A 24,031-nucleotide genomic window follows, 5' to 3' on the forward strand; every position below is an offset into this window, starting at 1 on the left:
ACCCGCTTGCAGGCGGGTAGTCTTTTATTTTAGATCTGATAGTCGATCGCCTCCTCTTCTGACGCCATTACCTGACGTTTGATCTCATCCACCGACAGTCCGGCATTGCACAGCTCGATAAAGCGCCAGACATAATTGCGCTGCAGTTGCCCGCGTTTGAGGCCAAGCCACACGGTGTTGGCATCGAACAGGTGGCGGGTATCAAGACGTACCAGGTCACCTCCCTCGCGCTCTCCGCTGGATTGTTCGGCAACCAGGCCAATCCCCAGTCCTAACTCAACGTAGGTTTTAATGACGTCGGAGTCTTGTGCGCTCAGAACAATGTCCGGGGTAAGTCCTTTGCGGTTAAATGCTTCATCAATGCGTGAGCGACCGGTAATACCCTGTCGGTAGGTAATGAGCGGCCATTTGCCGATCTCCTCCAGCGTCAGGGGAGAGATCTGATTCAGTGGATGGTCGACGGGAAGCAATAAACTGTGGTGCCAGCGGAACCACGGGAAAGCCACCAGCAGCGGGTCGTTGCTTAGCCGTTCACTGGCGATGCCGATATCCGCCCCACCATTTTGCAGCAGGACTGCAATTTCCTGCGGCGTGCCCTGAATCAATTCCAGGCGCACCTGCGGGAAAAGTTCACGGAAAGCTTTAATCACCGGCGGCAGGCTGTAGCGTGCCTGCGTGTGGGTGGTAGCAATGGTCAGTACGCCGGACGCATCATTGGTAAAGAGATCGGCAAGACGACGGACGTTACTGGCCTCGTTGAGGATGCGCTCAACAATAATCAACAAGGCCTTACCGGGTTCCGTCATACCCAACAGTCGCTTGCCACGACGAATGAAAATCTCAATGCCCAGCTCCTCTTCCAGCTCGCGAATATGGCGGCTGACGCCAGACTGGGAGGTATATAGCATGTTGGCGACTTCGGTCAGGTTATAGTCCTGCCTTGCCGCCTCACGGATAATTTTAAGTTGCTGGAAATTCACGATTCACTCCGGCACATCTGACATAGCGCTATTGTTAGAGTCTGCCGGGCTGGAGAACAAATAATAAAAACCAGCATCTTATGCTTTTATGGAATATTAGCTCACGAGCTGCAGTTCACGGTTCTCCAGCGTCGGCTTGCTGACCAGAGACATTAAAATCTCTTTTACCGCCTGCGCCTGCGCTGACAACTGCCCGCGTGCTGACATGTTCAGCGACAGCGGTAAGCTCATCGATGGCGTGGTGATGCGAGCCATCCAGCCATTTGCCGCACTGCACAACGAGCGGGCTGCAGATTCAGGCAGAACGGTGACGCCCATCCCGCTGGCAATGGCGGCGGTCAGTGTGGAAATGGAGTCGATCTCGCCAATGATTTTTGCCGTCAGGCGGCGCAGCGAGAACGCCTCGTCCACGCGCACGGCGCTGTAATCACGAGGCAGGAACAAATTCATTTCCGCAACGGCAGTCAGGTCTACGCTCTGCCCAGGGCAATCACGAGTGCCAACAAGGTAGAGGTCTTCTTTGAGCAGCGGCTGGCTGGTAATTCCGGCAACCGGAGAGCGGTCGTAAAGTACGGCCATATCCAGTTGACCGTTGAGCAGTTTATCATTCAGCACTGCGCCACTGTTTTCGTGAAGATAGACCAGCACTTCCGGCAGTTCCGCCCGTACTGCCTGCAATAGCGGCATAGTAATGGAAGAGGCTGCGGTTCCCGGCGCTAAACCGATGGAAACATGTCCGCTCAGGGTCTGACCAAAATTGTTAACCGCCAGCTGTGCCTGTTCGCACTGACGCAAAATGGTACGCGCATGGGTATAGAGGATCTTACCTGCTTCGGTTGGCGTCACGCCACGCTTGGTGCGGATTAACAGTTGCTGATCCATTTCGCCTTCCAGCGTTGCCACCTGCTGGCTCAGCGCAGGCTGCGCGATATGCAGCACTTCGGCTGCTTGCGTCAGGCTGCCGATATCGACGATTTTTACGAAGTATTTCAGTCGTCTTAAGTTCATTTTGCCCCCTGTTCGTAAAACGGTGCCGGTACTGGCTCTCATTGTTGAATGGTTTTTGCAATATGAATGCCAGTTTTTCAAAGCGGTGTGATGCGCATCTTAAGCCCCTGAAAATAAGGAAAGCTAATCATGGATGGGGGTTTTATTAACGAAACAGCAGTTTCCGATCTGCCCCATAAGAGGTATAAATGCACCATAACGGTGCAAAGCGTTGCTAAACTCCCTACTTTGCTGATTTTGTCAGCAAACGATCAAAAGGAGGTGATCCACCCTTTGACAAGCAACGCTGTGGTCGATAATATGCGCCCCGTTCATACGATTCCTCTGTAGTTCAGTCGGTAGAACGGCGGACTGTTAATCCGTATGTCACTGGTTCGAGTCCAGTCAGAGGAGCCAAATTTGAAAAGCCTGCTTTTAAAACAGGCTTTTTGCTTTTCTGCGCCCGGGGGAAATTGCCGGTAGCGGTTTCACCAAACCGGCCTGCTGGTCTGGTCTCCCCTACGACACATCATATACCTATCTTCACCGGCATGCCGGACCGCCTCTCAAGCGCTGACTCTGCCCCCTCGCTCACCAGTTGCGCACGCAACGCAGGGCTAATCGGCAGCGGTACTTTTTGCGTGGCTTCAAATTCCGCGCGGTTACGCGATAAGGGCTCATGGACCTCCAGCCAGCGGCTACCATCCGGCTCCGTCGTCGTTTTAACCGGCTGATCGACAAACTGAACACGCGTCCCCACCGGTACATTTTCAAACAAGTATTTGATATCGCTATTGCGCAGACGAATGCAGCCCTGGCTGACGCGCAGCCCGATGCCGAAATTCGAGTTTGTACCGTGAATGGCATACAGTCTGCCAATGTAAATGGCATACAGCCCCATCGGATTATCCGGCCCGGCAGGCACAAATGCCGGCAGGGTTTTTCCCTCTTTGGCATATTCACGTCGCGTATTCGGCGTCGGTGACCACGTCGGCCCTTCCTGCTTGCGCTCAACGGTGGTGACCCAGTTACGCGGTGTTTCTCGCCCGGCCTGGCCAATGCCGATGGGCATCACTTCAACGGTATTACCGCCCGGCGGATAGTAGTAAAGTCGCATTTCCGCCACGTTCACCACAACCCCCTCACGCACTGTCGGTGGCAGGATAATTTGCTGAGGCACCACCAGTTGGGTTCCGTCCGCAGGCAAAAACGGATCAACACCCGGATTCGCTTCCAGCAGATTACTCAGCCCCTGCCCGGTTTGGGCAGCGAAAGCTTCAAGCGGCAACGTATTGCCCTCCGGAACGGTAACCATGATGGGCGCGCCAATAAGGCGGCTGCCTTCTGGCGGGAGCGTGTAGGTCACAGCCAATACGCTGTGGGTGACCGCAGAGAGGGCAAAGGCGAGCATAGATGGACGGATCATAATTGCCCTGATTTTAGACAGATACACTCCATAACTATAACGCACTCAGAGAATTCGTTAAGGGGTATCTGGTAAAATGACACTTATGAAAAGTGAGCGGTTTTCAGATGCGCATGATAAAATTTTTTATCCACAGCGTTTACCCCCCCAAAACGCATTCATGCTGCGTATTTTTTAAGAACCTCTTATCCCACTTTTTAGAAAAACATCATTTATTGACCCGGCTGAAAAACATATACTCAAAATTATAGAATGTCGACTGCCATTTTATTTAGCAATAAAAGAGTTTCCGATACATATATTTACTCTCCAGCAGGATGTTGGATAGCCGCATTATATACAGGGAATCACAACGTGACCTACAAATTAAGCCTTTGCGCTCTTTCTTTAGCATGTCTGGCTCCGCTGTGCCACGCCAATATGTCCGTTTACCCCATGTCGGTTGATATTAACGACCAGGGAGAAGGAAGTGTTCGCGTAATATCTCGTACCAATGAAGTACAATATATTAAAACAACGATCCTTCGCATCAGTGGCACCAGTACTGCACAAGAAAGAGAAACCGAAATCAAAACCGGTGATCCAACCGCAATCGTTGTTATGCCGCCAAAATTCGCGCTGCCTGCCGGTGCCACGAAGATGATAAGACTGGTCGCGATGGAGCCAGTACAAGAAGAGACAACCTATCGCGTAAAGTTCGAAGCGGTACCACAGCTTGATGACCCGCTTGCAGGGGCGCAACAGACAAAATCGCAATTAATCATAAATCTTATCTGGGGCGTCCTGGTCAGTGTTCCACCCGAGCACCCGCAATTAAAAATGAGCTTGCTTCCCAATGGGAAAATTACCAACACCGGTAACCAGCGCTTTAAACTACTAAAAGTCGGATTGTGTAAAAATTCACAACCTAATAAAGAATGTGTATGGCAGGATGTCGGAAATAATATTTACCCGCGTGCCAGTTATACGCCTAAAAATATATTGAACTACGAAAGAGTCGTTGTTCAATATTGGAACTGGATTGATAAGACAAAGCATTCTCAGGACTTCTCAATTCATTGAACATTCGTTTTTTACATGGAATAAAGTAAATGAAATCAGTAATTTCTAAATCCCTGGTTGCACTGGCAATGGTTTCTGTCATGGGGCCTGCAATGGCAGTCCAGAAAGATATTACCGTGACCGCAAACGTTGATGCGGCGCTGGATATGACTCAGGTAGATAACTCAGCGCTGCCGAAAAGCGTTGATATGCAGTATATCCCAGGCACCGGCCTGATCCCTTACCAGTTGCAGACCAAAATCTGGGCAAACGATGCCACTAAAGACGTCATGATGCAGCTGACCAGCGATGCCGTACTGGTAAACAGCCTGGGCGGTGACACCGTTCCGATGACCGTTTCCTGGGGCGGCGAAGCTCTGTCCACTACTGCTGTAACGTTGAAAGCAAACGAACTGTTCCCGGACCCGACAACAGCATTGAAGACCGGCTCTATGGCCAAAACCCTGCAAATTGCCCAAGCCACCCAGGAAACGCTGGCGACAGGCACCTATCAGGGCGTGGTTAGCCTTTATCTGTATCAGAATACTGGCACAAATCCGTAACGATGTTGCAATAAATCAGATGAACCGAAGACATCTCTCCGGTTCATTTTTTATACTTCAAGGATGATCTTTGCGTAATGAAGAAAACACTTCCTGGTCTATTAATCTTGTCCCTACTCAATGGTGCTAATGCGCGGACGGACGCTATACCACCAGGATTTGAAGCGATTGTGCTGGGCCAGCAGGAGTACATTGACGTCTATCTTGCGGGGCATAATCTGGGTAAGTTTTACGCTACCGTGAACCTTGATACCGTTAAGTTTGAACAACCGCAAAAGATCGTTACGGCGATGGCGCTGGGTAATGACCCGGACCGGATCAAGACAGTTACGGCCAAACTCAGCCAGCCGCTTGAACGTCACGGTGAACTCGCCTGTTCGGCGATAAACAACAGTGTCGGTTGCGGTTATCTTGCGACCAAAGACGTCGCACTGATCTATAACGATGAGCAGAATGCGGTCACCCTCTTTTTGAATAAAGCGTGGTATCCCGACAATGCCCAAAGCACCCTCTACCTGAACGCCAGCCGGGACGACAATATCGTCAACGCCTTTATCCACCAGCAAGATCTTAACGTCGCCATTCAGGATGAATTCAAATCAGCTTATCTTCAGGGGACAGGCGCATTAGGCATTACCGACAACAGCTACATCGGGGGCTACTGGAGCCTGAACGGCAACGAGAGCGACGGTGAAACCACTACCGACGCTGACGTCAGCGAGCTGTACTATCGCTATGACCTTTTCAGCCGCTTTTATGTTCAGGGTGGGCGTATGGACAGCCGCAGCCTGTTTAATCTTGACGGCGGTAACTTCACCTTCTCTTTCTTGCCGCTTGACGCTTTTGACGGCGTTCGCGCGGGCTCGACCCTGAGCTACCTCAACCGTGAACAGGCAGGCCAGGGCACGCCGGTAAACGTACTGCTTTCCCGCAGTTCCCGCGTAGATGCCTATCGCGATAACCAGTTGCTGGGTTCGTTTTATTTGAACGGTGGCAATCAGTCGCTGGATACCGCTTCATTCCCGTCAGGGAGCTATACCCTGCAGCTGAAAATTTATGAAAGCAACCAGCTTGCCCGCACAGACGTGGTTCCCTTTACCAAAACAGGGAGCCTGACCGACGGCCATACTCAGTGGTTCCTTCAGGCGGGAAAACTGGCGGATGACTCCAGTTCATCAACCGACTACAGCGATGACGGTGCAACCTCCGCACAGGCGGGTCTGCGCATACCGCTCACAGCACAGAGCGAGATGATGCTCGGCGTTGCCTCGGTAGACGACAATGTTTCCGGGGAAATCAGCGGCCATATCACGCCCACTCTGGGTGCCTTCGGTGATATGGATCTGCAAAACGGCTTTTTCTATAACGACCAGGGCGGGCGCGGCAATATGCAGCAACTGAACTGGCACGCTGAAAATTTTCCTGCGCTGAGCTTCTACCGCAAAGATACCAGCGGCGGCCAGTGTTCAGGCGAGAACGACGCTGAGGACTACGATCTTACCTGTTTTGAAAGCATCAACGCGGGCCTGACGCAGACTATTTTAAGCTGGAGCCTTTCATTAAACTGGAACCGTACCCGCAACCATGCGGACTACCGCAGCCGCTGGGATAACGACGAAGCGTTCGACGACAACTATTTCAGCCAGACAAGCGCCAATTCCACCTCCGATAGCGTACAGCTCAGCGCCTCGCGCGCTTTCAGCCTGACGAACTGGATGATGAACACTAACCTTGGCATCTTCACCCGTAATGAAAGCGGCGACAACGATAAGGGTGCGTATCTGATGTTCAGCTTCAGCGAAATACCGCACCAGGACAATAATGCTCGCAGCCGAAGCACCACTCTCAGCACCGATTACCGGACCAGCAAGCACAGCAAGGATCAGACATCCTGGAACCTGTCCCGCACCTGGTATGATGATAACGTGAACCACAAAGAAATGGGCATTAGCCTGGGCGGGCTCAATACCGATACCCTTGATAGCGGCGTTAACGGCCGTATCGATGGCCTTTACGGCAACCTTAGCGCCAACCTGACCGACAGTTACGCTACCCAGGAACACGATCATAATACCGCCTTTACCGGCAGCTATAGCTCCACTCTCGCCGTCAGCCGCCACGGGGTTCAGGTTGGTCGCGCGGGGAATGGCGACCCGTCGGCAGCCGTTCTGATCGACGTGAAAAAAATGGACGATGATACCGCCGATGCACTGTCAGTAGATGCCTCTACCAACGGCAACAGGGCCAGCCTGACCGGCGATGAATCAGTCCTGTTCCCTTATACCGGTTATGAAATGGGTTACGTCGACGTTAACGACAGTACGCGTAAACACCAGACCGGTACGACTAACGTGATTATGGGTTCTGGCAAACAGAGCCTGATGCTGCTGCCGGGTAAACTGCGCTATCGCGAGGTTTCTGCCACCTTTAACTACAACTACATTGGCCGACTGCTGCTGCCGGACGCCCTGAAGCACTCTCCGCTCATTGGGCTAAACAGCGCGATGCTGCTTATGGCGGATGACGGCGGGTTTACGCTGGAAATGCAAGGCTCATCGCGCGATCTCTACGTGCTGGCCGGGAACACCTTCCTGAAATGCCCACTGAAGGTGCTGAAAAAACGCGTCAGCATGCGCTTTGCCGGGGATATTCAGTGCTCCGTCATTGCTTACAATCAATTGCCAGCGCCCATACAGGTTCAGGCGCAGCTTAAGCAGGCACAGCGCAAGCAGGCGCTGGAAACCGCACAACGGGAGAGCGAGCAGTGAAAGGAAAAGTTTTTTTGATGATATGCGGGTTGGTATTGAGTAGTGCTGCTTGCGCGTTTACGCCTGTCGGCCCAACGACACAGACCTCGACTCTTCAGGATTATGAACTTCCTTCTGGTGCCCCTGCTGATGTCTATGTATGGCGGCAGGATTACATGGGTTCTTATGGTTGGCCCCAAAGAACGACAAGATATGAATGTGATTTTTCCGATCTTCAGCAGACCTGCACTCATCAAAGTTCAGCCACAACAATCACTGTCATGTTAAAAGAGCAGAGAAGTGGAATGCAGCACCCTATCAACCTGCAGGGGTATATGAAGTCGCTTTATTATGACGTAGCCGATCCTGAGAACTCAACCGCATCTTGTGGTATCGAAATGAATCTGAATGATGGCAGATACTGGATTTGCGGTAACGTAACCACTAATTCACGAGTGCTGACCGTCTATATTCCGCAGAGTGAAATGAATAATCTCCCCATTGGCGGCGTGTGGAAAGGGAAGCTAAAACTCACCGCGAAACCAAACGGGTCAGGCGCTTTTGACTATAACGCCGACATCACCCTCAAAGGCAAAGCGCCCGGTAAACAGGATATCTATTTCCCGGAATTCAACGGTGCTAACCCGCTGGTACAGCTTGACCTGCACCCGACCGGGTCCGTCACCAGCGACAGCTATGTCGAAGACACCACCTCCCTGGATATGTGCCTGTACGATGGCTTTAACTCCAACAGCGACAGCATGAAGCTGTCATTTAGAGATGAAGGTAAAACGGCCGCGGCCCGTAAAGACGGCGACTTCTCTCTCTACAATATCGGTACGGGGGGAACGGATGAAGCCCAACGGATCGATTACCGCCTGGAGATGTTTGACCCGCACAGCAAATCCTGGAGATCGGTTAAAAACAACCATGCCTTCACGTTGCAGGCGGGGGTAAACGGTCAGGATCAGGTTCGCCCGGTACGGCTACCGTCTATTATCTATCCTGTTCTTTGCGCTCCGGCACCGCTGAGGCTGATTGTTGATAAATTCCGCGTCACCGACAAAGCTGCCGGATATTATAAGGGCATCCTGACCGTGGAATTCAGCCCGAGCCTGAACAGCATCTGAAACACCGGGCCAGAAACACGAAAGCCTGCGGTTAAGCAGGCTTTCTGAGGTTAATGCATTCACACAGCAGTTTTTCGCCATTTGCGGGTCAGCGGTTTTTCCACTTCCACAATCAGGAACATCACAAAACCGATCAGGAACGTGATAACCCAGTAGCGGAACGGCAGCGCTTCGGTACCAAACAGCATCTGCATAAACGGCGCATAGATAATGAGCAATTGCAGCACCAGCAGCACGCCGCTCACAATCCAGATCCCCTTATTAGCCAGCAACCCTTTGCTCAGGGAGAAGCCATCCGTCACGCGGCAGTTCAGCATGTAGAACCACTGGGCGGTGACCAGCATTTGCAGCAGCACGGTACGGATAAACTCCGGAGAGTGACCGCGCGGTTGCATCCAGGCCTCAAGAACGAAGGCGCTGATGGCAATCATCAGGCCGACAAACGCCACGCGCCAGATGGCGAAACCGTCCATCACATGCAGGTTCGACTTACGCGGAGGCCGGTTCATGATGTTCTTCTCACCCGCTTCAAACGCCAGGCCGAAGGAGAGCGTTGCCGATGTCGCCATGTTCATCCACAGGATCAATACCGGCGTTAACGGGATCAGGTTGCCCGCTAACAGCGCAATGATGATCAACAAAGCCTGAGCAATGTTACTGGGGATAATAAACAGAATGGTTTTTTTCAGGTTGTCGTAGACCCGACGTCCCTCATGAACCGCGCTGGCAATAGTGGCAAAGTTGTCATCCGTTAACACCATATCGGCAGCTTCTTTGGTAACTTCGGTCCCTTTGATCCCCATCGCAATCCCGACGTCCGCACGCTTAAGCGCCGGGGCATCGTTCACGCCATCGCCGGTCATTCCGACCACCTCCTGCTTGCTTTGCAGGGCTTGCACCAGACGGAATTTATCTTCCGGACTGGTTCGCGCAAAGATATCGTATTTTTGCGCCGCTTCGCTCAGTTGATGGTCGTCCATCGCCTCCAGTTCGCGCCCGGTAATAGCGCTTGCGGCATTGCCAATTCCCAGCATCTGCCCAATGCTCATCGCCGTTTGCGGGTGGTCCCCAGTTATCATCTTCACGCGAATACCGGCCTGCAGACAGTCGGCAATCGCGGTAATCGCTTCCGGACGCGGCGGATCCATCATGCCGGCAATCCCAAGCAGTATCACGCCATCCTGTAAGTCCGGGTGATCCAGCTCGCGTTGGCCACTGGCCGCAGGTTTCCATGCCGCAGCCACCATGCGCAGACCCTCGCGGGCGTACTCTTCAATCTTCCCTTCCCAGTAGGGTTGGTCGAACGGCTGCAGCCCATCATTGCTCTGCTGGAACTCGCAGAGGCGGAACAGGACGTCCGGCGCGCCGGTAATTAAAATCACCTCTTCATCATCAATACGATACAGGGTCGACATGTATTTATACTGAGAATCGAAAGGGATCTTGCTGCGCATTTCGATATCCAGCGCAGGAAGCGGAACTTTCGCCGCCAGCACCTTCAGTGCCCCTTCGGTCGGCCCTCCGGTAATTTTCCACAGCCCCTGCTCATCCTTCATCAACTGACTGTCATTACAAAGGTCAATCGTTCGCAAGTAGCGCTCAAGCAATGAACCGGGGGTAACGCTGACGGGCGTCGGGTCGTCAACAGGATGAATCGTGCCCACCGGCTCGTAGCTGTCCCCTTCCACGCGGTAGGTGGTGTCGGCGGTAATCACCGCTTTGACCGTCATCTCATTCATCGTCAGGGTGCCGGTTTTATCCGAGCAGATAACCGTCATCGCACCCAGCGTTTCAACGGTTGGCAGCTTACGGATAATCGCCTTGCGGCGCGCCATTGCCTGCACGCCAAGCGACAGAATAATAGAGATAATGGCCGGCAACCCTTCAGGCACCGCCGCTACCGCCAGGCTGATAAGCGACAGCACCAGCTCTGAAACCGGCATATCGCGGAACACCAGGCTGAAGACAAACAGCGCCACCATCATCACCAGGATGGTGATAAAAATAGCCTTGCCGAGCTTATCCATTTGTACCATCAGCGGCGTACGGTGTTTCTCGATGTCCGACATCATCTGATTGATGTGTCCAAGCTCTGTCTCGCCACCGGTTGCCACCACCAGCCCTTTCCCACCGCCGGAGCTCACCGTCGTTCCTGAGTAGAGCAAGTTATAACGATCGCCTAAGGGTAATTCTCCGGTCAACGCCTCGGTGTTTTTCTCAACAACGGTCGATTCCCCGGTGAGAATAGCCTCTTCCACGCGAAGGTTGTGCGCTTCAATCACGCGCAGATCGGCGGGGATACGATCCCCGGCACGGATCACGACGATATCCCCAGGCACCAGCGCCGTGGTGGGAACCGTGATGTGGTTGCCCTGTCTGATGACCACCGCCTCGCTGGAGAGCATATTGCGAATGCTTTGCAGCGACTTTTCTGCATTGCTCTCCTGCACATGACCAATCAGGGCGTTTATCACCGCGACCCCAAGGATCACGAACATATCAACCCAGTGGCCCATGATCAGCTTGAGCAGCGCGGCGACCAACAGAACATAGATCAGCACATCGTTAAAATGGGCCAAAAAGCGCAGCCAGGCGGGCTTGCCTGGCTTTTGGGGTAATGCATTTTCGCCATATTGCTCGAGTCTGGCTGTCGCCTCGGCGCTGCTGAGTCCGTCCACCGTGGAGTGAATATTTGCCAGCGTTTCATCAACGGTTTGTTGATAATACGGACGGTCGGGTTTTTCTGTTTTCATTGGTTCTTCCTCAGGTTCTTTTCAGAAATCACCTTGTTTACAAGCCATTATCGAATAACGAAAACAGGAACATGAGCATAACGAACAATGCTCGCCGCCTCGGAACCTAATAAATGGGTCTGGATATTGGGGTTACGGGAACCGACAATAATCGCTCCGACCGCCAGCTCATCAGCCATTTTGATCACTTCATCCCGGATATTGCCACTGCGAATATGGAAATGGATGTGCTCCTGCGGAAGATTAAGCTTTTTAACCAGCGCGTTCATTTTTTCCCTGGCGTTGTTCATCATAAATTCATCCATCTTTCGCGCATCCGCAATAAAGCCACGCGTCAGCTCGGCTGAAAATTTTGGCATAACGTGCAGCAGATGGATCTCACCCGATGCGCTTTGCGCCAGAAATTGAGCATGTTGCAGCGCTTTATCAGCCAGACTTGTCTCGTATACGTCTACGGGAACCAGAATATTTTTGTACATACCGAGCATCCTTTTTATAACCAATACAATAGTGAATGAACCAAAAACACGCATTTAAAGCAGGGGATTGCGCTTAACGCCAGTTACGGGAAAAAGTGATGAATGATATTAAACGTAGCACATGAATATCATAATCAGTCCTCCTTTGTAAATTTAATGAATTATCATGAGGTTATTTCTTAAGAACGCGCCCTGTTTTGCGCAGATCTTGCGCCAGACGGCGCCCTACTGATAATTGTAATTAACATTTGTTTTTTCTCAGGCTATGATCATAGTCATGCATCGCTTACGACTCATGGAGGAATGAATGTACGGTTTAAGCTTGCTTCGTCTTGGTTTGTATATAGCATTAGCCATCATCGCCAGCACGGGTATCGGTCTCTTTACCTATATGGTTGTCTCTGCTCTGGCGTAAATTATCGCCCCAATCTTTGTAATGGAATAATTAAAACCGCTTGTCGTCAGGGGAATACCGTGAATCGTTACATCTCTCTTTTGCCTGTCGTTATCCTGACGCTCACCGCATGCGATCCGAAACAGGAGCAGGCCGCTCCGCTTGCGCGCATGGTGAAAGTAGTGAAAGTGGTTGCTCCGGGTAGTGCACAGCAGCGCGTGTTTCCCGCGCGTATAGAATCCGGCGATGCGACAGACCTCTCTTTCAAACGCGCAGGCCAGATTGAGGCGCTTGACATTCGCCAGGGCGCGACGATAAAGCAAGGGCAACAGCTCGCCAGACTTAACTCGCGTGAAGCACAGCAGCGTGTTAATGACAGGCAGACGGCAGCCACCCTGGCACAACGACAATTCGATCGCTTTCAGACCCTGGCAGGACGCCAGGCCATTTCCAAAGCCGAAATGGATGTTCAACGCGCAACGCGTGATTCAGCCAATGCGGCACTGCAGATAGCCCGGGAAGAGTTAAACCAGATGACGCTCGTCGCCCCGTTCAGCGGCACGGCGGCCAGCGTGCATGTGCGCAACCACCAGGTGGTTTCCGCGGGTCAACCCATCGCGACCTTAACCCGAACGGACCTGCTGGACGTGGTGTTCAGTATCCCTGAAAATCTGTTCAAAACCTTTGATATCCGCAACACGCAGTATCGTCCTGTGGTAAGAATTAACGCCTTACCGGATCGGGAATTTACCGCCGTCTACAAAGAACACTCCGGCAGCAGCGACAGCAACACCCTAACCTGGCAGGTAATTTTAACCATGCCGCGGCCGGATGACTTTCCCGCGGTGGGCGGCGTGAGCGGTTCCGTCACCATCAATTTAACCAATCTCCCGGCGGGCAGCAGCAGCCAGACGCTGGTGGTCCCCGTCGAGGCGGTGTTTAATCCCGATAACAGCCCGCGCAATGAGCCTCACGTCTGGGTGGTAACCGGCACCGGCGATTCGCTGCATCTTGAAGACCGCAAGGTCAGCGTGGGACAAGTGAGCACCGAGGGCGTGGTAATTACCCAGGGGTTGAGCGCCGGTGAACGCGTGGTAGCGGCAGGCGTTGGCGAGTTACATGCCAACCAGCCGGTTCGCATCTGGACGCGTGAACGGGGACTGTAATGGATATCTCTCGTCAGTTTATCAATAACCCGGTGCGCGTCTGGCTGACCATTCTCCTGCTGGGTCTCGGGGGCATTTTTGCGCTATTGAATATCGGCAGGCTGGAAGATCCTGCTTTTACCATCAAAACGGCCGTGGTCATTACCCATTATCCCGGCGCGTCGGCTCAGCAGGTCGAAGAAGAGGTAACGTTGCCGCTGGAGAATGCCCTTCAACAATTGCCTTATCTCGATAACGTTAGCTCAATTTCCTCTAACGGCCTGTCGCAAATCACCGTTAACATCGCGTCACGCTATCACTCGAACGCACTGCCGCAAATTTGGGATGAACTGCGCCGCCGCGTGGGCGATGCCGCGCGTCAGTTTCCCCCGGGGGTTGTTACCCCGTTCGTCAATGACGATTTTGGCGATGTGTTTGGCTTTTTCTTTGCGATTTCTGGGAACGAATTCAGTAACCCGGAGCTGGTCCGTTACGCCGAGCAGTTGCGCCGGGAGCTGGTCCTGGTGCCCGGCGTGGGTAAGGTTGCCATTGGTGGCGCAATTCCCCAGCAGGTTAACATCGATATTTCGCTGAGCAAAATGGCCGCACGCGGCATAACCTTAAACCAACTTTCTGCTCTGCTGAGCCGGTTAAACGTGGTCTCCAGCGCCGGAGAGATCGCTTCAGGTACCGAGTCTATCCGCCTGCATCCGACCGGTGAATTTGAGAACATCGATGAACTGGCGGACCTGATTATCACCCCTTCCGGCACCGGTGCGGCCACGCGTTTGCGGGATATCGCAACGCTTTCACGCGGACTGGATGACTCCCCGGCCAGTATTTACCATGCCAACGGCAGGCAGGCCGTGACCATGGGCGTCTCTTTTATTCCCGGCGTAAACGTTATTGATGTTGGGCATGCGCTGGAGGCAAAACTCCAGCAGATGTCGGCTGAGAAACCGGCGGGTATCAACATCGACCTGTTTTACGATCAGGCCGCGGAAGTGGGCCACTCGGTTAATGGTTTCATTATTAACTTCTTGATGGCGCTGGCGATTGTGATTGGCGTACTGCTGATCTTTATGGGCGTGCGCAGCGGAATTATCATTGCTTTCTCGCTGGCGCTTAACGTGCTGGGCACGCTGCTTATCATGTACCTGTGGGGCATTGAGCTGCAGCGCATCTCGCTGGGGGCGTTGATTATCGCCCTTAGCATGCTGGTGGATAACGCCATCGTGATCGTCGAAGGAGTACTGATTGCCAGACAGCAAGGGTCGCCGCTATTAACCGCCGTCAATTACATCATCCGCCGTTCGGCGCTGCCCCTGCTGGGCGCAACGGTGATTGCAATTCTTGCATTTGCGCCAATTGGGCTGTCCCAGGACTCCACGGGCGAATACTGCAAATCCCTGTTCCAGGTGCTGCTGATTTCGCTGATGCTCAGTTGGTTTTCGGCGCTCACCATCACGCCGGTGCTGATTAAGTGGTGGCTGTTTAAAAATGACAATGCGCCTGAGAAAACCGACGACACGGATCCTTACGATAAACGCATTTATCGGCTCTACCAGGGCCTGCTCAACAGGCTATTGCGACGTAAAACCCCGACGCTGGTTGTCATGGCCGCCTTGCTGGCCGCATCCATCTGGGGATTTGGTTCCGTGCGGCAGAACTTCTTCCCGTCATCCAATACGCCGATATTCTTTGTCGATCTCTGGTTACCCTACGGCACCGATATTAACTGGACCGAGAAAATGACCCGCGATATCGAAAAAAGTCTAAATGGCCAGCCGGGCGTGGAAACCACCGTTTCTACTATCGGCCAGGGCAGTATGCGCTTTATTTTGACCTACAGCGGTCAGCGCCAGTACAGCAACTATGCGCAAATAATGGTACGCATGGACGACCAGCGCAATATCCCGGCCCTGACGCGCCATGTTGATGAGTACATTGCGCGAAACTATCTGCAGGTCAACGCCAGCACCAAACGCGTGATGTTTGGTCCCTCCGGCGACAGCGCCATTGAGGTGCGCATTAAAGGGCCAGAGCCTGACAGACTGCGGCTGATCGCAAGCCAGGTTGACGGTATCCTGAGCCGCGACCCGGCGACGGGGCGCGTCAGAAACGACTGGCAAAATCGCAGCAAGGTGATAAGACCACAATATGTCACCGCACTCGGGCGTGAACTCGGCGTCGATAAACAGGATGTCGACAACGCGCTGGAGATGAATTTCTCCGGCAGCCGTGCAGGCTTGTACAGAGAAGGAAGCGACCTGTTGCCCGTGGTGGTGCGCCCGCCGGAAAGCGAGCGTCTGGATGCCAATCATCTGAACAATGTGCTGGTCTGGAGCCAAACCAGACAGCAGTATATACCGCTCAGCAACGTGGTGAGCAACTTCACCCTGGAGTGGGAAGACCCGCTTATCCTGCGCCGCGATCGTTCCCGCGTGCTGACCGTACAGACCGATCCCGATCCGCTTACCCAGCAAACCTCCGGGGATATTCTCGCCCGCGTGAAGCCGCAAATTGATGCCCTTACCCTGCCCCATGGTTACAGCATTGAATGGGGTGGCGATGCAGAAAGCTCCAGCGAAGCACAGCAAGGGGTATTCAGCACGCTGCCGATAGGTTATCTGGTGATGTTTGTCATAACCGTCCTGATGTTCAGCTCGGTGAAAAATGCCGTCGCCATCTGGCTGACCGTGCCGCTGGCGCTGATTGGCGTTACCCCTGGATTTTTAATCACCGGGATCCCGTTCGGCTTTATGGCGCTGATAGGCCTGCTGAGCCTGAGCGGCATGTTAATCCGCAACGGCATTGTGCTGGTGGAAGAGATAGAGCAACAAAAAGTGCACAAGAGCCAGCATGAGGCGATAATTTACGCCGCCACCTCACGTCTGCGCCCTATTCTGCTTACCGCCTTCACTACCGTTCTGGGGCTGGCCCCTCTGTTGCTGGACGTTTTCTTCCAGAGTATGGCTGTTGTGATTATGTTTGGACTTGGGTTTGCTACAATCCTCACGCTACTGGTACTTCCCGTGATTTATGCGTGCTTCCATCGTAAGGACAAAGCAGAACAACAATGAATGCGACAGGGTTAAATATTATTAAGACGCTGGGCTGTATGACGGCGGTCACGTTTTTTACTGTCTACAATACCTGGGATCGCTATGATTATGATTATCACTGGATCCTGGGATTTTTAACGTTTATTTCGACCATCGCCACGCCGCTGTTTTTTGTGGTGGCGGGCTATCTTGACGGGCAGTCCCGACACGGTTCTCGCTGGCAGTTGGGTAAAATTAAAAGGCTGGTCATCGTTTTTCTGTTCTGGATAACCATCTATTATCTGTGGGAACCGTACCAGCGCGGCTATCTTATTCAGCCGTGGTTCGTCTTCGCCTTTATCGTGATTTATACCTTCCATCCGGTGGTGGAATGGCTAAGCCTTCGACGCACGCTATTTTGCAGCGTGATTGCGGGTCTGCTTGTCTTTTCCTACGGGTACGATTTGATGTCGGCACTTTATCCTGGCACGCATATCCTTTCGCTTTCACCTGAGTATCGCCTGTGGACGTGGCTACTGTTTTATCTGACGGGACAGCTGTTCTGCGATGCGCACGTCGCGCAATGGATCAGCCGAAAAAATGTGATCAGGACGGCAATGGTCGCCATCCCGTTTATTTATCTCTTCACCTGGTTTTATGAACGTCACTTCTTTTTTGCCCTGTTCAAGGCAGACAGAAACGCGTTTATTCTTACTGGATCGCAAATCTACATCCTGATTATTGCGCTGGTGATTGCGGCAAATGGCGTGCGCTTTCGCCGCAATGCTGAGCTAAAAGAGTCTATTCTTGCCGCCATCAGCAAAACGATGACCGGCGTGTATATTATGCACTATTCGGTTTTTCATCTGCTGACGGCGCTGATCCCGGTGACATCCCTGAGCATCAAGCTTGCATTGATTGTACTCACGTTTATCACCTCGGTGCTGTTCTCCATGCTGGTGTTGTCTAACGCGGTGGCAAAAAAAGTTATTACTCTTTAAAAACCTAAGCGCAGCCAGGCAAAGAGCACGTTACCGTTGTTATAGGTTCCTGGAATATAGGTGAACTGGACGGTAACGCGCTTATATCCGGCAGAGAACAGCGGGAAGATAAACGGCAGCGGCACATAGTTGGCGAAATCGTCACGGGCCGTGATACCCGCAGCGGCGCCAAGACCGAGGCGGAAATCTTTGGCATTATCCAGATACCAGCCCTTCTCCCAGCCGTAGCCCATCGCGGGTTGCCATTCATTATGTGAATCTTTAAACATCATGGCGAACAGCGCGCTCCAGTTTCCCTCTTCGTTATAGCGTGACACACCCAGGCCGCCTCCCCCCGGCGTTTCGTTGTAATTGTCCGTTTTCTCTTTGTCATACATAAAACGGGCATGCCAGCTCAGAAACGGCAGATAGAGATCGTAACGCTGCGGCTGCTCCCATGTCAGGGAAATGTCATCCGTTACGGCATTCCACCAGCGATTAATGCGTTGTTCCCCATAAATCTTAGGCTCACCCTTCACCTGTGGCTCCGCATGGAGCGAAAAGGCACATAAAAACAGGGCAATCCAGATTGCCGGAAAAATGCGTTGCATAGTTATTCCTTAAGCTTAAATCACGCAGCGGTCTCTAATACTGTAAACCATTCAGCACTTACCGAATGCAAACAGATGAATCTAAGTTGCGCCCGGCTTAGATGAAATTTATTTATTCAGCGCCGGGTAAAACAATAAAATCGTTTTCAGGAGCGTCATGGCGCGGTAGTCTCATACGTTCCGTTTATAAGACGGAGACAATGTGAGTGACCTTTTCTTATACCTATAATTAAAAAATAAGTACAGACAGGACAACTATGGACTCCACCCTCATCTCCGCTCGTCCCAACGAGGAGACACCTTCGCTCAATCGCGCCCGCCGGGCAGCTCTTGGCAGCTTCGCTGGCGCTGTCGTCGACTGGTATGATTTTCTGCTCTATGGCATTACCGCCGCGCTGGTGTTCAACCGCGAATTTTTTCCCCAGATCAGCCCGGCGATGGGCACGCTAGCCGCGTTTGCCACCTTTGGCGTCGGCTTCCTGTTTCGCCCGCTCGGCGGGGTCATCTTCGGCCATTTCGGGGATCGTCTCGGGCGCAAGCGCATGCTGATGCTCACCGTGTGGATGATGGGTATCGCCACCGCGCTAATTGGTATTTTGCCCTCCTTTGCCGCCATTGGCTGGTGGGCACCGGTCTTGCTGGTGACGCTACGCGCCGTTCAGGGCTTCGCCGTGGGGGGGGAATGGGGTGGCGCAGCGCTGTTATCCGTGGAGAGTGCGCCTAAAAACAAGAAGGCGTTCTACAGTAGCGGCGTGCAGGTGGGCTATGGCGTGGGTCTGTTGCTCTCTACCGGCCTGGTCTCATTAATAAGCCAGCTCACTACCGATGAACAGTTCCTCAGTTGGGGCTGGCGTATTCCGTTCATTTTTAGCATCGTGCTGGTGATTGCGGCACTGTGGATCCGCAACGGGATGGAAGAGTCGGCAGAATTCGAACTGCAGCGCGAAAAGCCGAGAGTTAAATCGCGTCTGCCGGTGATGGAGGCCCTGATTAGCCACCCTGGGGCTTTTCTAAAAATCATCGCCCTGCGTCTTTGCGAGCTACTGACCATGTACATCGTCACTGCATTTGCGTTGAACTATTCGACGCAGAACCTGGGTTTGCCGCGCGAACTGTTCCTCAATATTGGCCTGCTGGTAGGCGGGATAAGCTGCCTGACTATCCCCTGCTTCGCCTGGCTGGCTGACAGGTTCGGCCGCCGCCGCGTTTACATCACCGGGGCATTGACAGGCACGCTTAGCGCCTGGCCGTTCTTTATGGCGCTTGAAGCACAATCGCTGTTCTGGATTGTGTTCTTTGCCATCATGCTCGCCAATATCGCTCACGATATGGTGGTGTGCGTACAGCAGCCAATGTTTACCGAGCTGTTCGGCGCCAGCTATCGCTACAGCGGTGCGGGCGTCGGGTACCAGGTGGCAAGCGTGGTCGGCGGCGGGTTTACGCCGTTTATTGCCGCCGCGCTGGTCACCTTTTCCGGCGGCAACTGGCACAGCGTGGCAATTTATCTCCTTGCTGGCTGTTTGCTGTCGGCAGCGACGGCCCTGTTGATGAAAGAGACTCACCACAGCTGATCTCCTTACTTTTGTTTCACAGGCGTGTGACATACTATCGGGTATAGCAGCACACCTGTGGAACAAGGAGACAGACATGAATAATAAGGGCTCCAGCCTGACCCCGGCTCAGGCACTGGAAAAACTCGACACACTGTACGAACAATCTGTCACCGCGCTGCGCAGTGCCATCAGTGAGTACATCGATACAGGAACACTTCCCGATGAAAAGGCCCGGTTCAGCGGCCTTTTTGTTTATCCTTCACTTTCGGTCACATGGGATGGTAGCGTCAGTAATACACCAAAAACCCGCGCCTACGCGCGGTTTACCCATTCAGGCTGCTACAGCACCACCATCACCCGACCTGCGCTGTTCCGCCCTTATCTTGAGGAACAACTCACGCTGCTCTATCAGGACTACGGCGCTCACATTACGGTTGAACCGTCCCGGCATGAAATCCCCTATCCGTATGTGATCGACGGTTCGGCATTAACGCTCGACCGCTCCATGAGCGCTGGGCTGACGCGCCACTTCCCGACCACCGAACTTTCGCAGATTGGCGATGAGACGGCGGACGGAATTTATCATCCAGGCGAATTTTCCCCCCTGTCCCACTTTGATGCCCGCCGGGTAGATTTCTCGCTGGCGCGCCTGCGGCACTATACCGGGACGCCAGTCGAGCATTTCCAGCCGTTTGTGCTGTTTACCAACTATACCCGCTATGTGGACGAATTTGTCCGCTGGGGCTGCAGCCAAATCCTCGACCCGGACAGCCCGTACATTGCTCTTTCCTGCGCGGGGGGGATCTGGATCACCGCTGAAACCGACGCGCCGGAACAGGCCATTTCCGACCTTGCGTGGAAAAAACACCAGATGCCCGCCTGGCACCTGATCACCGCCGACGGCCAGGGAATTACGCTTATCAATATCGGCGTTGGCCCGTCTAACGCGAAAACCATTTGTGACCATCTGGCGGTTCTGCGCCCTGACGTCTGGCTGATGATCGGCCACTGCGGCGGCCTGCGTGAAAGCCAGCTGATTGGGGACTATGTGCTGGCCCATGCCTACCTGCGCGATGATCACGTGCTGGACGCGGTCCTGCCGCCCGATATCCCGATCCCCAGCATCGCCGAAGTACAGCGCGCGCTGTACGACGCGACTAAGCAGGTAAGCGGCATGCCGGGTGAAGAGGTTAAGCAGCGCCTGCGGACCGGCACGGTGGTGACCACCGACGACCGTAACTGGGAACTGCGCTATTCTGCTTCGGCGCTGCGCTTCAACCTCAGCCGTGCGGTCGCAATCGATATGGAAAGCGCCACCATCGCCGCCCAGGGTTACCGTTTCCGCGTCCCTTACGGCACCCTGCTGTGCGTGTCGGATAAACCGTTACACGGTGAAATCAAGCTTCCGGGCCAGGCCAATCGCTTCTACGAAGGGGCCATTTCCGAGCATTTGCAGATCGGTATTCGCGCTATCGATTTACTGCGTGCGGAGGGTGACAAGCTGCATTCGCGCAAGCTGCGTACCTTTAACGAGCCGCCATTTCGCTAAATAAACGACAATAAGCATGGCGCGTTGCCGGACGCAATGCGCCATGCCTTTACCCTTGCGCCGCTCTGGCGGATGAAAACCGGACGGCTCTCACTACAGTTTTGCTTTGTAAATACTCCCGCTTCGCTTAACCATGACAGTCAGCGGGCTGCATTTGCTGGCGCAGAACGAAGCCCCAAAATTCCTTGATGCAGTACTCTGCTCGCCTGCCGTTAATGGTTTCGACGGTGACCCGGCTGGCGTCATCATATTCATACGTGACGGTGGCATCGTCATTTTTCGCTTCCACCAGGCGGCACAGCGTGTCATAGATGAACGTCGTACGACTGAGAACCCGGTCACTGCCGCCCCAGGTCACTTCTTCGTTTCCCTGCGCCGTCTTAAAATTCCCGCACCAACCGTAAAACCAAAGTCCCCACCGGATATACACGTAGCCCCAGCCTGCACTTCAAGGGCAACTGGCTCGAAGAGGCGGGATTTGAGACCGGAGGAGCGTAACATCCCGCAGATACCGCCCAAGCCAGACCAGCGCCCTGTGGCCCACCGGCACCACCCGATCCTTGTTCCCCTTGCCCTGCCGCACGTTCACCACGTCACGCGTGAAGTCCACGTCACTAAGCCACAGGTTCGCCAGTTCCATCCGCCGGGTTGTACAGGATGATGTGGCGCTTCAGCAGCCAGCGGAACAGGTTTCTGATGGCACTGAGGCGGTTCAGTTGCCTGTTCAGCGCCAGCAGGTGGCCGTCCGCCTTGCGGCAACCGCGCAGGTGTCGCTGGTAATTTTCCAGCGCCTCAAGACTCACCTGCGGCGCGTACATCAGCCCGCGTTCCTCGCACCACGTCACAAACGGCAGCGTCCGCTCCCGGTAGCCTTCGATACTGCGGGCGCTGTAGCCCTGTGCTTCAAGGTGGGCAAGCCATGCGATCACCTGTCGGCGTTGCGTCGTCTGTTCGTTCTGGCGGTTAAGATAAAGGGCTTCCGGATACGGCGGTATGGGTTTAGTCATGATGGATTGTCCTGATTGGGATGAGAGATTGAAATGGCAGTACAGTACGGCGAAGGAAGAGTAAAGCAGTGGAACAGTGATTTTCATGCTGCCCCAACGTGCAGGGCATTCAGCTCAGTAATGATGCGGCTTACGAGTGATTTTTACTCCCCCCAACTTAGCCCCAACTCAGGGGCAACTTAAGGGCAACTTGCTATTCTGCCTATCCAACTTGCGCGGGTCATACGCAGGCTTTTCACCCGGTTCGATCAGCCCGCACAGGTGCGAACCGTCGCCGCTGCCGTCCCACAGCAGCTCGTACTGCAACAGGTGGCCCCGGCTGCCGCCATGCACAAGGTAGTAACTGGCGGCCCGCCTCGTCTTCGGCGAACACCTCCGGCTCATCCTTCGTAACCAGCTGCGCAACGGCGGAGTTGTCGCCCGGCTCACCGCGCAGCCGCTCCACCGCCTTGCGCAGGCTGAGTTTCTCGGTGTGCATCACCCAGTCCAGCACCGAACCGCCCGCGTTGCAGCCGAAGCAGTGATACAGGTTCTTCGATGGCGAGATGACCATTGAGGGGGTTTTCTCGTCGTGGAACGGGCAGAGCACGGTGGAGTCCTTACCCTTTTTAACCATCTGCCGCCCCTGCGAGCGCACCACGGCAACTAACGGAACGGCGGCTTTCAGGTGCTGTAACTCTGCTTCCGGGATGCGGGCCATTTGCTACCTCTAAAACCTTTTCAATGGACATTAATGTGATATGTAATAGTCACATTAATGTTGCATTACCACAGGCAGCTAAAAAAGAGGGCATACAATGGCGGCTATTGATTTCCTGATGACAGATCTTGATATGTCTGCTTTTTCCGAACGCCTGAAGGCACTGAGGGAAGCCCGGGGGCTGACCCAGACACGCCTTGCCGAGATGAGCGACGTCTAGCCGAGAGCCTATAACCGCTGGGAACGGGGGCATATTTCGCCACAACTGGAGACGCTGCTTAAGCTGGCCGATGTGTTACAGGTTTCGCTTGATGAACTGGTTGGCCGGGTTGAGGCCAGCAGGGATGTGAAGATCCGCAACGCGGAGTTACACGAACTCTGGCAGCAGGCAGATGCGTTACCGGATGAGGAGCAAAGAGCGTTGATTATGGTGATTGACAGCTTTGTGACTAAAGTCAACGTCGAGAAGGCAGTTAAGAAGAGTGTGAGACAACGTTAAACAGCGCGGCGGCAATGAGTTCGCACCTCATCACCGCCGCTCACCACAACTAACTACGCAGGAGTTAATCATGGCTGAGAAGCATTCTAAGGCAGAACCCGCCATTTCCAAAACACAGCGCCGCTACAAAGTCAGCTACGTCAGCGCTCGCCACATCAACAGTAAAACCTACATGACCACGTACTACTCACGACACCCCAGCCTGAACCTTAAGGGCGACTGGCTGGCCGAGGCGGGATTTGAGACCGGGCGCGGTGTGACGGTGAAGATTTCACAGGGGTGCCTGACCATTATCGCTGATAATAACGAGGTGCAGGAGCTGCGCGAGCAGCTTTATCAGGCTAAACAGGTGGTTAAGGGGATTAAAGACGCGCTGGTTTAACATACAAACAGGGGGAGGATATCCCCCCTGTTTATGAAGTTATAAATGTTTCAACATATGG

The 24,031-nt window shown here is 53.7% G+C and carries 18 protein-coding genes, 1 tRNA gene and 4 pseudogenes; 14 read left to right on the forward strand and 9 right to left on the reverse strand.

Annotation, left to right across the window (positions count from 1 at the left end; translation table 11 throughout):
• Positions 1-29 precede the first annotated feature (29 nt).
• Positions 30-980, reverse strand: a complete 951-nt coding sequence (gene cbl, locus NL510_RS14535; protein WP_253377838.1) for an HTH-type transcriptional regulator Cbl — start codon at positions 978-980, stop codon at positions 30-32.
• Between the two features lie 96 nt (positions 981-1,076).
• On the reverse strand, positions 1,077-1,988 hold the full coding sequence (gene nac / locus NL510_RS14540) for a nitrogen assimilation transcriptional regulator NAC (RefSeq protein WP_253377839.1): 912 nt from the start codon (positions 1,986-1,988) through the stop codon (positions 1,077-1,079).
• 320 nt (positions 1,989-2,308) lie between these two features.
• Between nac and NL510_RS14545 the strand changes: the two genes are divergently transcribed.
• Positions 2,309-2,384 (forward strand) — tRNA-Asn (locus tag NL510_RS14545).
• Positions 2,385-2,496: 112 nt separating this feature from the next.
• Here NL510_RS14545 and ldtA read toward each other — a convergent pair.
• Positions 2,497-3,393: a L,D-transpeptidase gene (ldtA, locus tag NL510_RS14550; RefSeq protein WP_253377840.1), complete on the reverse strand. Its 897-nt coding sequence runs from the start codon at positions 3,391-3,393 to the stop codon at positions 2,497-2,499.
• A 354-nt stretch (positions 3,394-3,747) separates the two neighbouring features.
• On the opposite strand from ldtA, the gene NL510_RS14555 reads away from it, so the two are divergent.
• From NL510_RS14555 to NL510_RS14570, 4 genes are all read left to right on the forward strand, one after another.
• On the forward strand, positions 3,748-4,455 hold the full coding sequence (locus NL510_RS14555; protein ID WP_253377841.1) for a fimbria/pilus periplasmic chaperone: 708 nt from the start codon (positions 3,748-3,750) through the stop codon (positions 4,453-4,455).
• 29 nt (positions 4,456-4,484) lie between these two features.
• Entirely contained in the window at positions 4,485-4,997 is a 513-nt protein-coding gene (locus NL510_RS14560; RefSeq protein WP_253377842.1) for a CS1 type fimbrial major subunit, read from the forward strand.
• Positions 4,998-5,074: 77 nt separating this feature from the next.
• Positions 5,075-7,765: a TcfC E-set like domain-containing protein gene (locus tag NL510_RS14565; RefSeq protein WP_253377843.1), complete on the forward strand. Its 2,691-nt coding sequence runs from the start codon at positions 5,075-5,077 to the stop codon at positions 7,763-7,765.
• A gap of 17 nt (positions 7,766-7,782) precedes the next feature.
• Entirely contained in the window at positions 7,783-8,874 is a 1,092-nt protein-coding gene (locus NL510_RS14570) for a CblD like pilus biogenesis initiator family protein (protein WP_494546349.1), read from the forward strand.
• Between the two features lie 59 nt (positions 8,875-8,933).
• Here NL510_RS14570 and NL510_RS14575 read toward each other — a convergent pair whose 3' ends face one another.
• Positions 8,934-11,627 (reverse strand): cation-transporting P-type ATPase, encoded by a 2,694-nt coding sequence (locus NL510_RS14575; protein ID WP_253377845.1) that lies wholly within the window; start codon positions 11,625-11,627, stop codon positions 8,934-8,936.
• A gap of 47 nt (positions 11,628-11,674) precedes the next feature.
• Positions 11,675-12,106, reverse strand: a complete 432-nt coding sequence (locus NL510_RS14580; protein WP_253377846.1) for a universal stress protein — start codon at positions 12,104-12,106, stop codon at positions 11,675-11,677.
• A gap of 474 nt (positions 12,107-12,580) precedes the next feature.
• Here NL510_RS14580 and NL510_RS14585 point away from each other — a divergent pair, with 474 nt between their 5' ends.
• The 3 genes from NL510_RS14585 to NL510_RS14595 are packed head-to-tail and all read left to right on the forward strand — an operon-like array spanning position 12,581 to position 17,690.
• Complete coding sequence (locus tag NL510_RS14585; protein ID WP_253377847.1) at positions 12,581-13,666, forward strand: efflux RND transporter periplasmic adaptor subunit; 1,086 nt, start codon at positions 12,581-12,583, stop codon at positions 13,664-13,666.
• Complete coding sequence (locus tag NL510_RS14590; protein ID WP_253377849.1) at positions 13,666-16,728, forward strand: efflux RND transporter permease subunit; 3,063 nt, start codon at positions 13,666-13,668, stop codon at positions 16,726-16,728. Before NL510_RS14585 ends, NL510_RS14590 begins: the two co-directional genes overlap by 1 nt.
• Complete coding sequence (locus NL510_RS14595) at positions 16,725-17,690, forward strand: acyltransferase (protein ID WP_253377850.1); 966 nt, start codon at positions 16,725-16,727, stop codon at positions 17,688-17,690. The genes NL510_RS14590 and NL510_RS14595 overlap by 4 nt, the downstream gene beginning before the upstream one ends.
• Here NL510_RS14595 and pagP read toward each other — a convergent pair.
• Entirely contained in the window at positions 17,687-18,280 is a 594-nt protein-coding gene (pagP, locus tag NL510_RS14600; RefSeq protein ID WP_253377854.1) for a lipid IV(A) palmitoyltransferase PagP, read from the reverse strand. The genes NL510_RS14595 and pagP overlap by 4 nt on opposite strands.
• A 257-nt stretch (positions 18,281-18,537) precedes the next feature.
• Between pagP and shiA the strand changes: the two genes are divergently transcribed.
• Both shiA and NL510_RS14610 read left to right on the forward strand, forming a co-directional pair.
• Entirely contained in the window at positions 18,538-19,851 is a 1,314-nt protein-coding gene (gene shiA / locus NL510_RS14605; RefSeq protein WP_253377855.1) for a shikimate transporter, read from the forward strand.
• A 76-nt stretch (positions 19,852-19,927) separates the two neighbouring features.
• Positions 19,928-21,382, forward strand: coding sequence for an AMP nucleosidase (locus tag NL510_RS14610; protein ID WP_253377857.1), 1,455 nt, complete (start codon positions 19,928-19,930; stop codon positions 21,380-21,382).
• A gap of 127 nt (positions 21,383-21,509) precedes the next feature.
• On the opposite strand, the gene NL510_RS14615 is transcribed toward NL510_RS14610, so the two are convergent.
• Positions 21,510-21,812: an RHS repeat domain-containing protein gene (locus tag NL510_RS14615; RefSeq protein ID WP_366518882.1), complete on the reverse strand. Its 303-nt coding sequence runs from the start codon at positions 21,810-21,812 to the stop codon at positions 21,510-21,512.
• Here NL510_RS14615 and NL510_RS14620 point away from each other — a divergent pair.
• Positions 21,779-21,880: pseudogene (locus NL510_RS14620) on the forward strand (SymE family type I addiction module toxin); the annotation flags it as partial. The gene NL510_RS14615 and the pseudogene NL510_RS14620 sit on opposite strands and share 34 nt — an antisense overlap.
• Here NL510_RS14620 and NL510_RS14625 read toward each other — a convergent pair.
• Both NL510_RS14625 and NL510_RS14630 read right to left on the reverse strand, forming a co-directional pair.
• A pseudogene (locus NL510_RS14625) lies at positions 21,879-22,389 on the reverse strand (phage integrase N-terminal SAM-like domain-containing protein); the annotation flags it as partial. The pseudogenes NL510_RS14620 and NL510_RS14625 sit on opposite strands and share 2 nt — an antisense overlap.
• 337 nt (positions 22,390-22,726) lie before the next feature.
• A pseudogene (locus NL510_RS14630) lies at positions 22,727-23,089 on the reverse strand (CHC2 zinc finger domain-containing protein); the annotation flags it as partial.
• Positions 23,090-23,186: 97 nt separating this feature from the next.
• On the opposite strand from NL510_RS14630, the gene NL510_RS14635 reads away from it, so the two are divergent.
• The 3 genes and pseudogenes from NL510_RS14635 (at position 23,187) to NL510_RS14645 (ending at position 23,970) form a co-directional block, all read left to right on the forward strand.
• Positions 23,187-23,309 (forward strand): helix-turn-helix domain-containing protein, encoded by a 123-nt coding sequence (locus NL510_RS14635; protein WP_253377858.1) that lies wholly within the window; start codon positions 23,187-23,189, stop codon positions 23,307-23,309.
• Positions 23,310-23,321: 12 nt separating this feature from the next.
• A pseudogene (locus NL510_RS14640) lies at positions 23,322-23,588 on the forward strand (helix-turn-helix domain-containing protein); the annotation flags it as partial.
• Positions 23,589-23,658: 70 nt separating this feature from the next.
• On the forward strand, positions 23,659-23,970 hold the full coding sequence (locus NL510_RS14645) for a SymE family type I addiction module toxin (RefSeq protein WP_253377861.1): 312 nt from the start codon (positions 23,659-23,661) through the stop codon (positions 23,968-23,970).
• The last annotated feature ends 61 nt before the right edge of the window (positions 23,971-24,031 follow it).

The sequence above is a fragment of the unidentified bacterial endosymbiont genome, from assembly GCF_918797525.1.
Taxonomy (GTDB): domain Bacteria; phylum Pseudomonadota; class Gammaproteobacteria; order Enterobacterales; family Enterobacteriaceae; genus Enterobacter.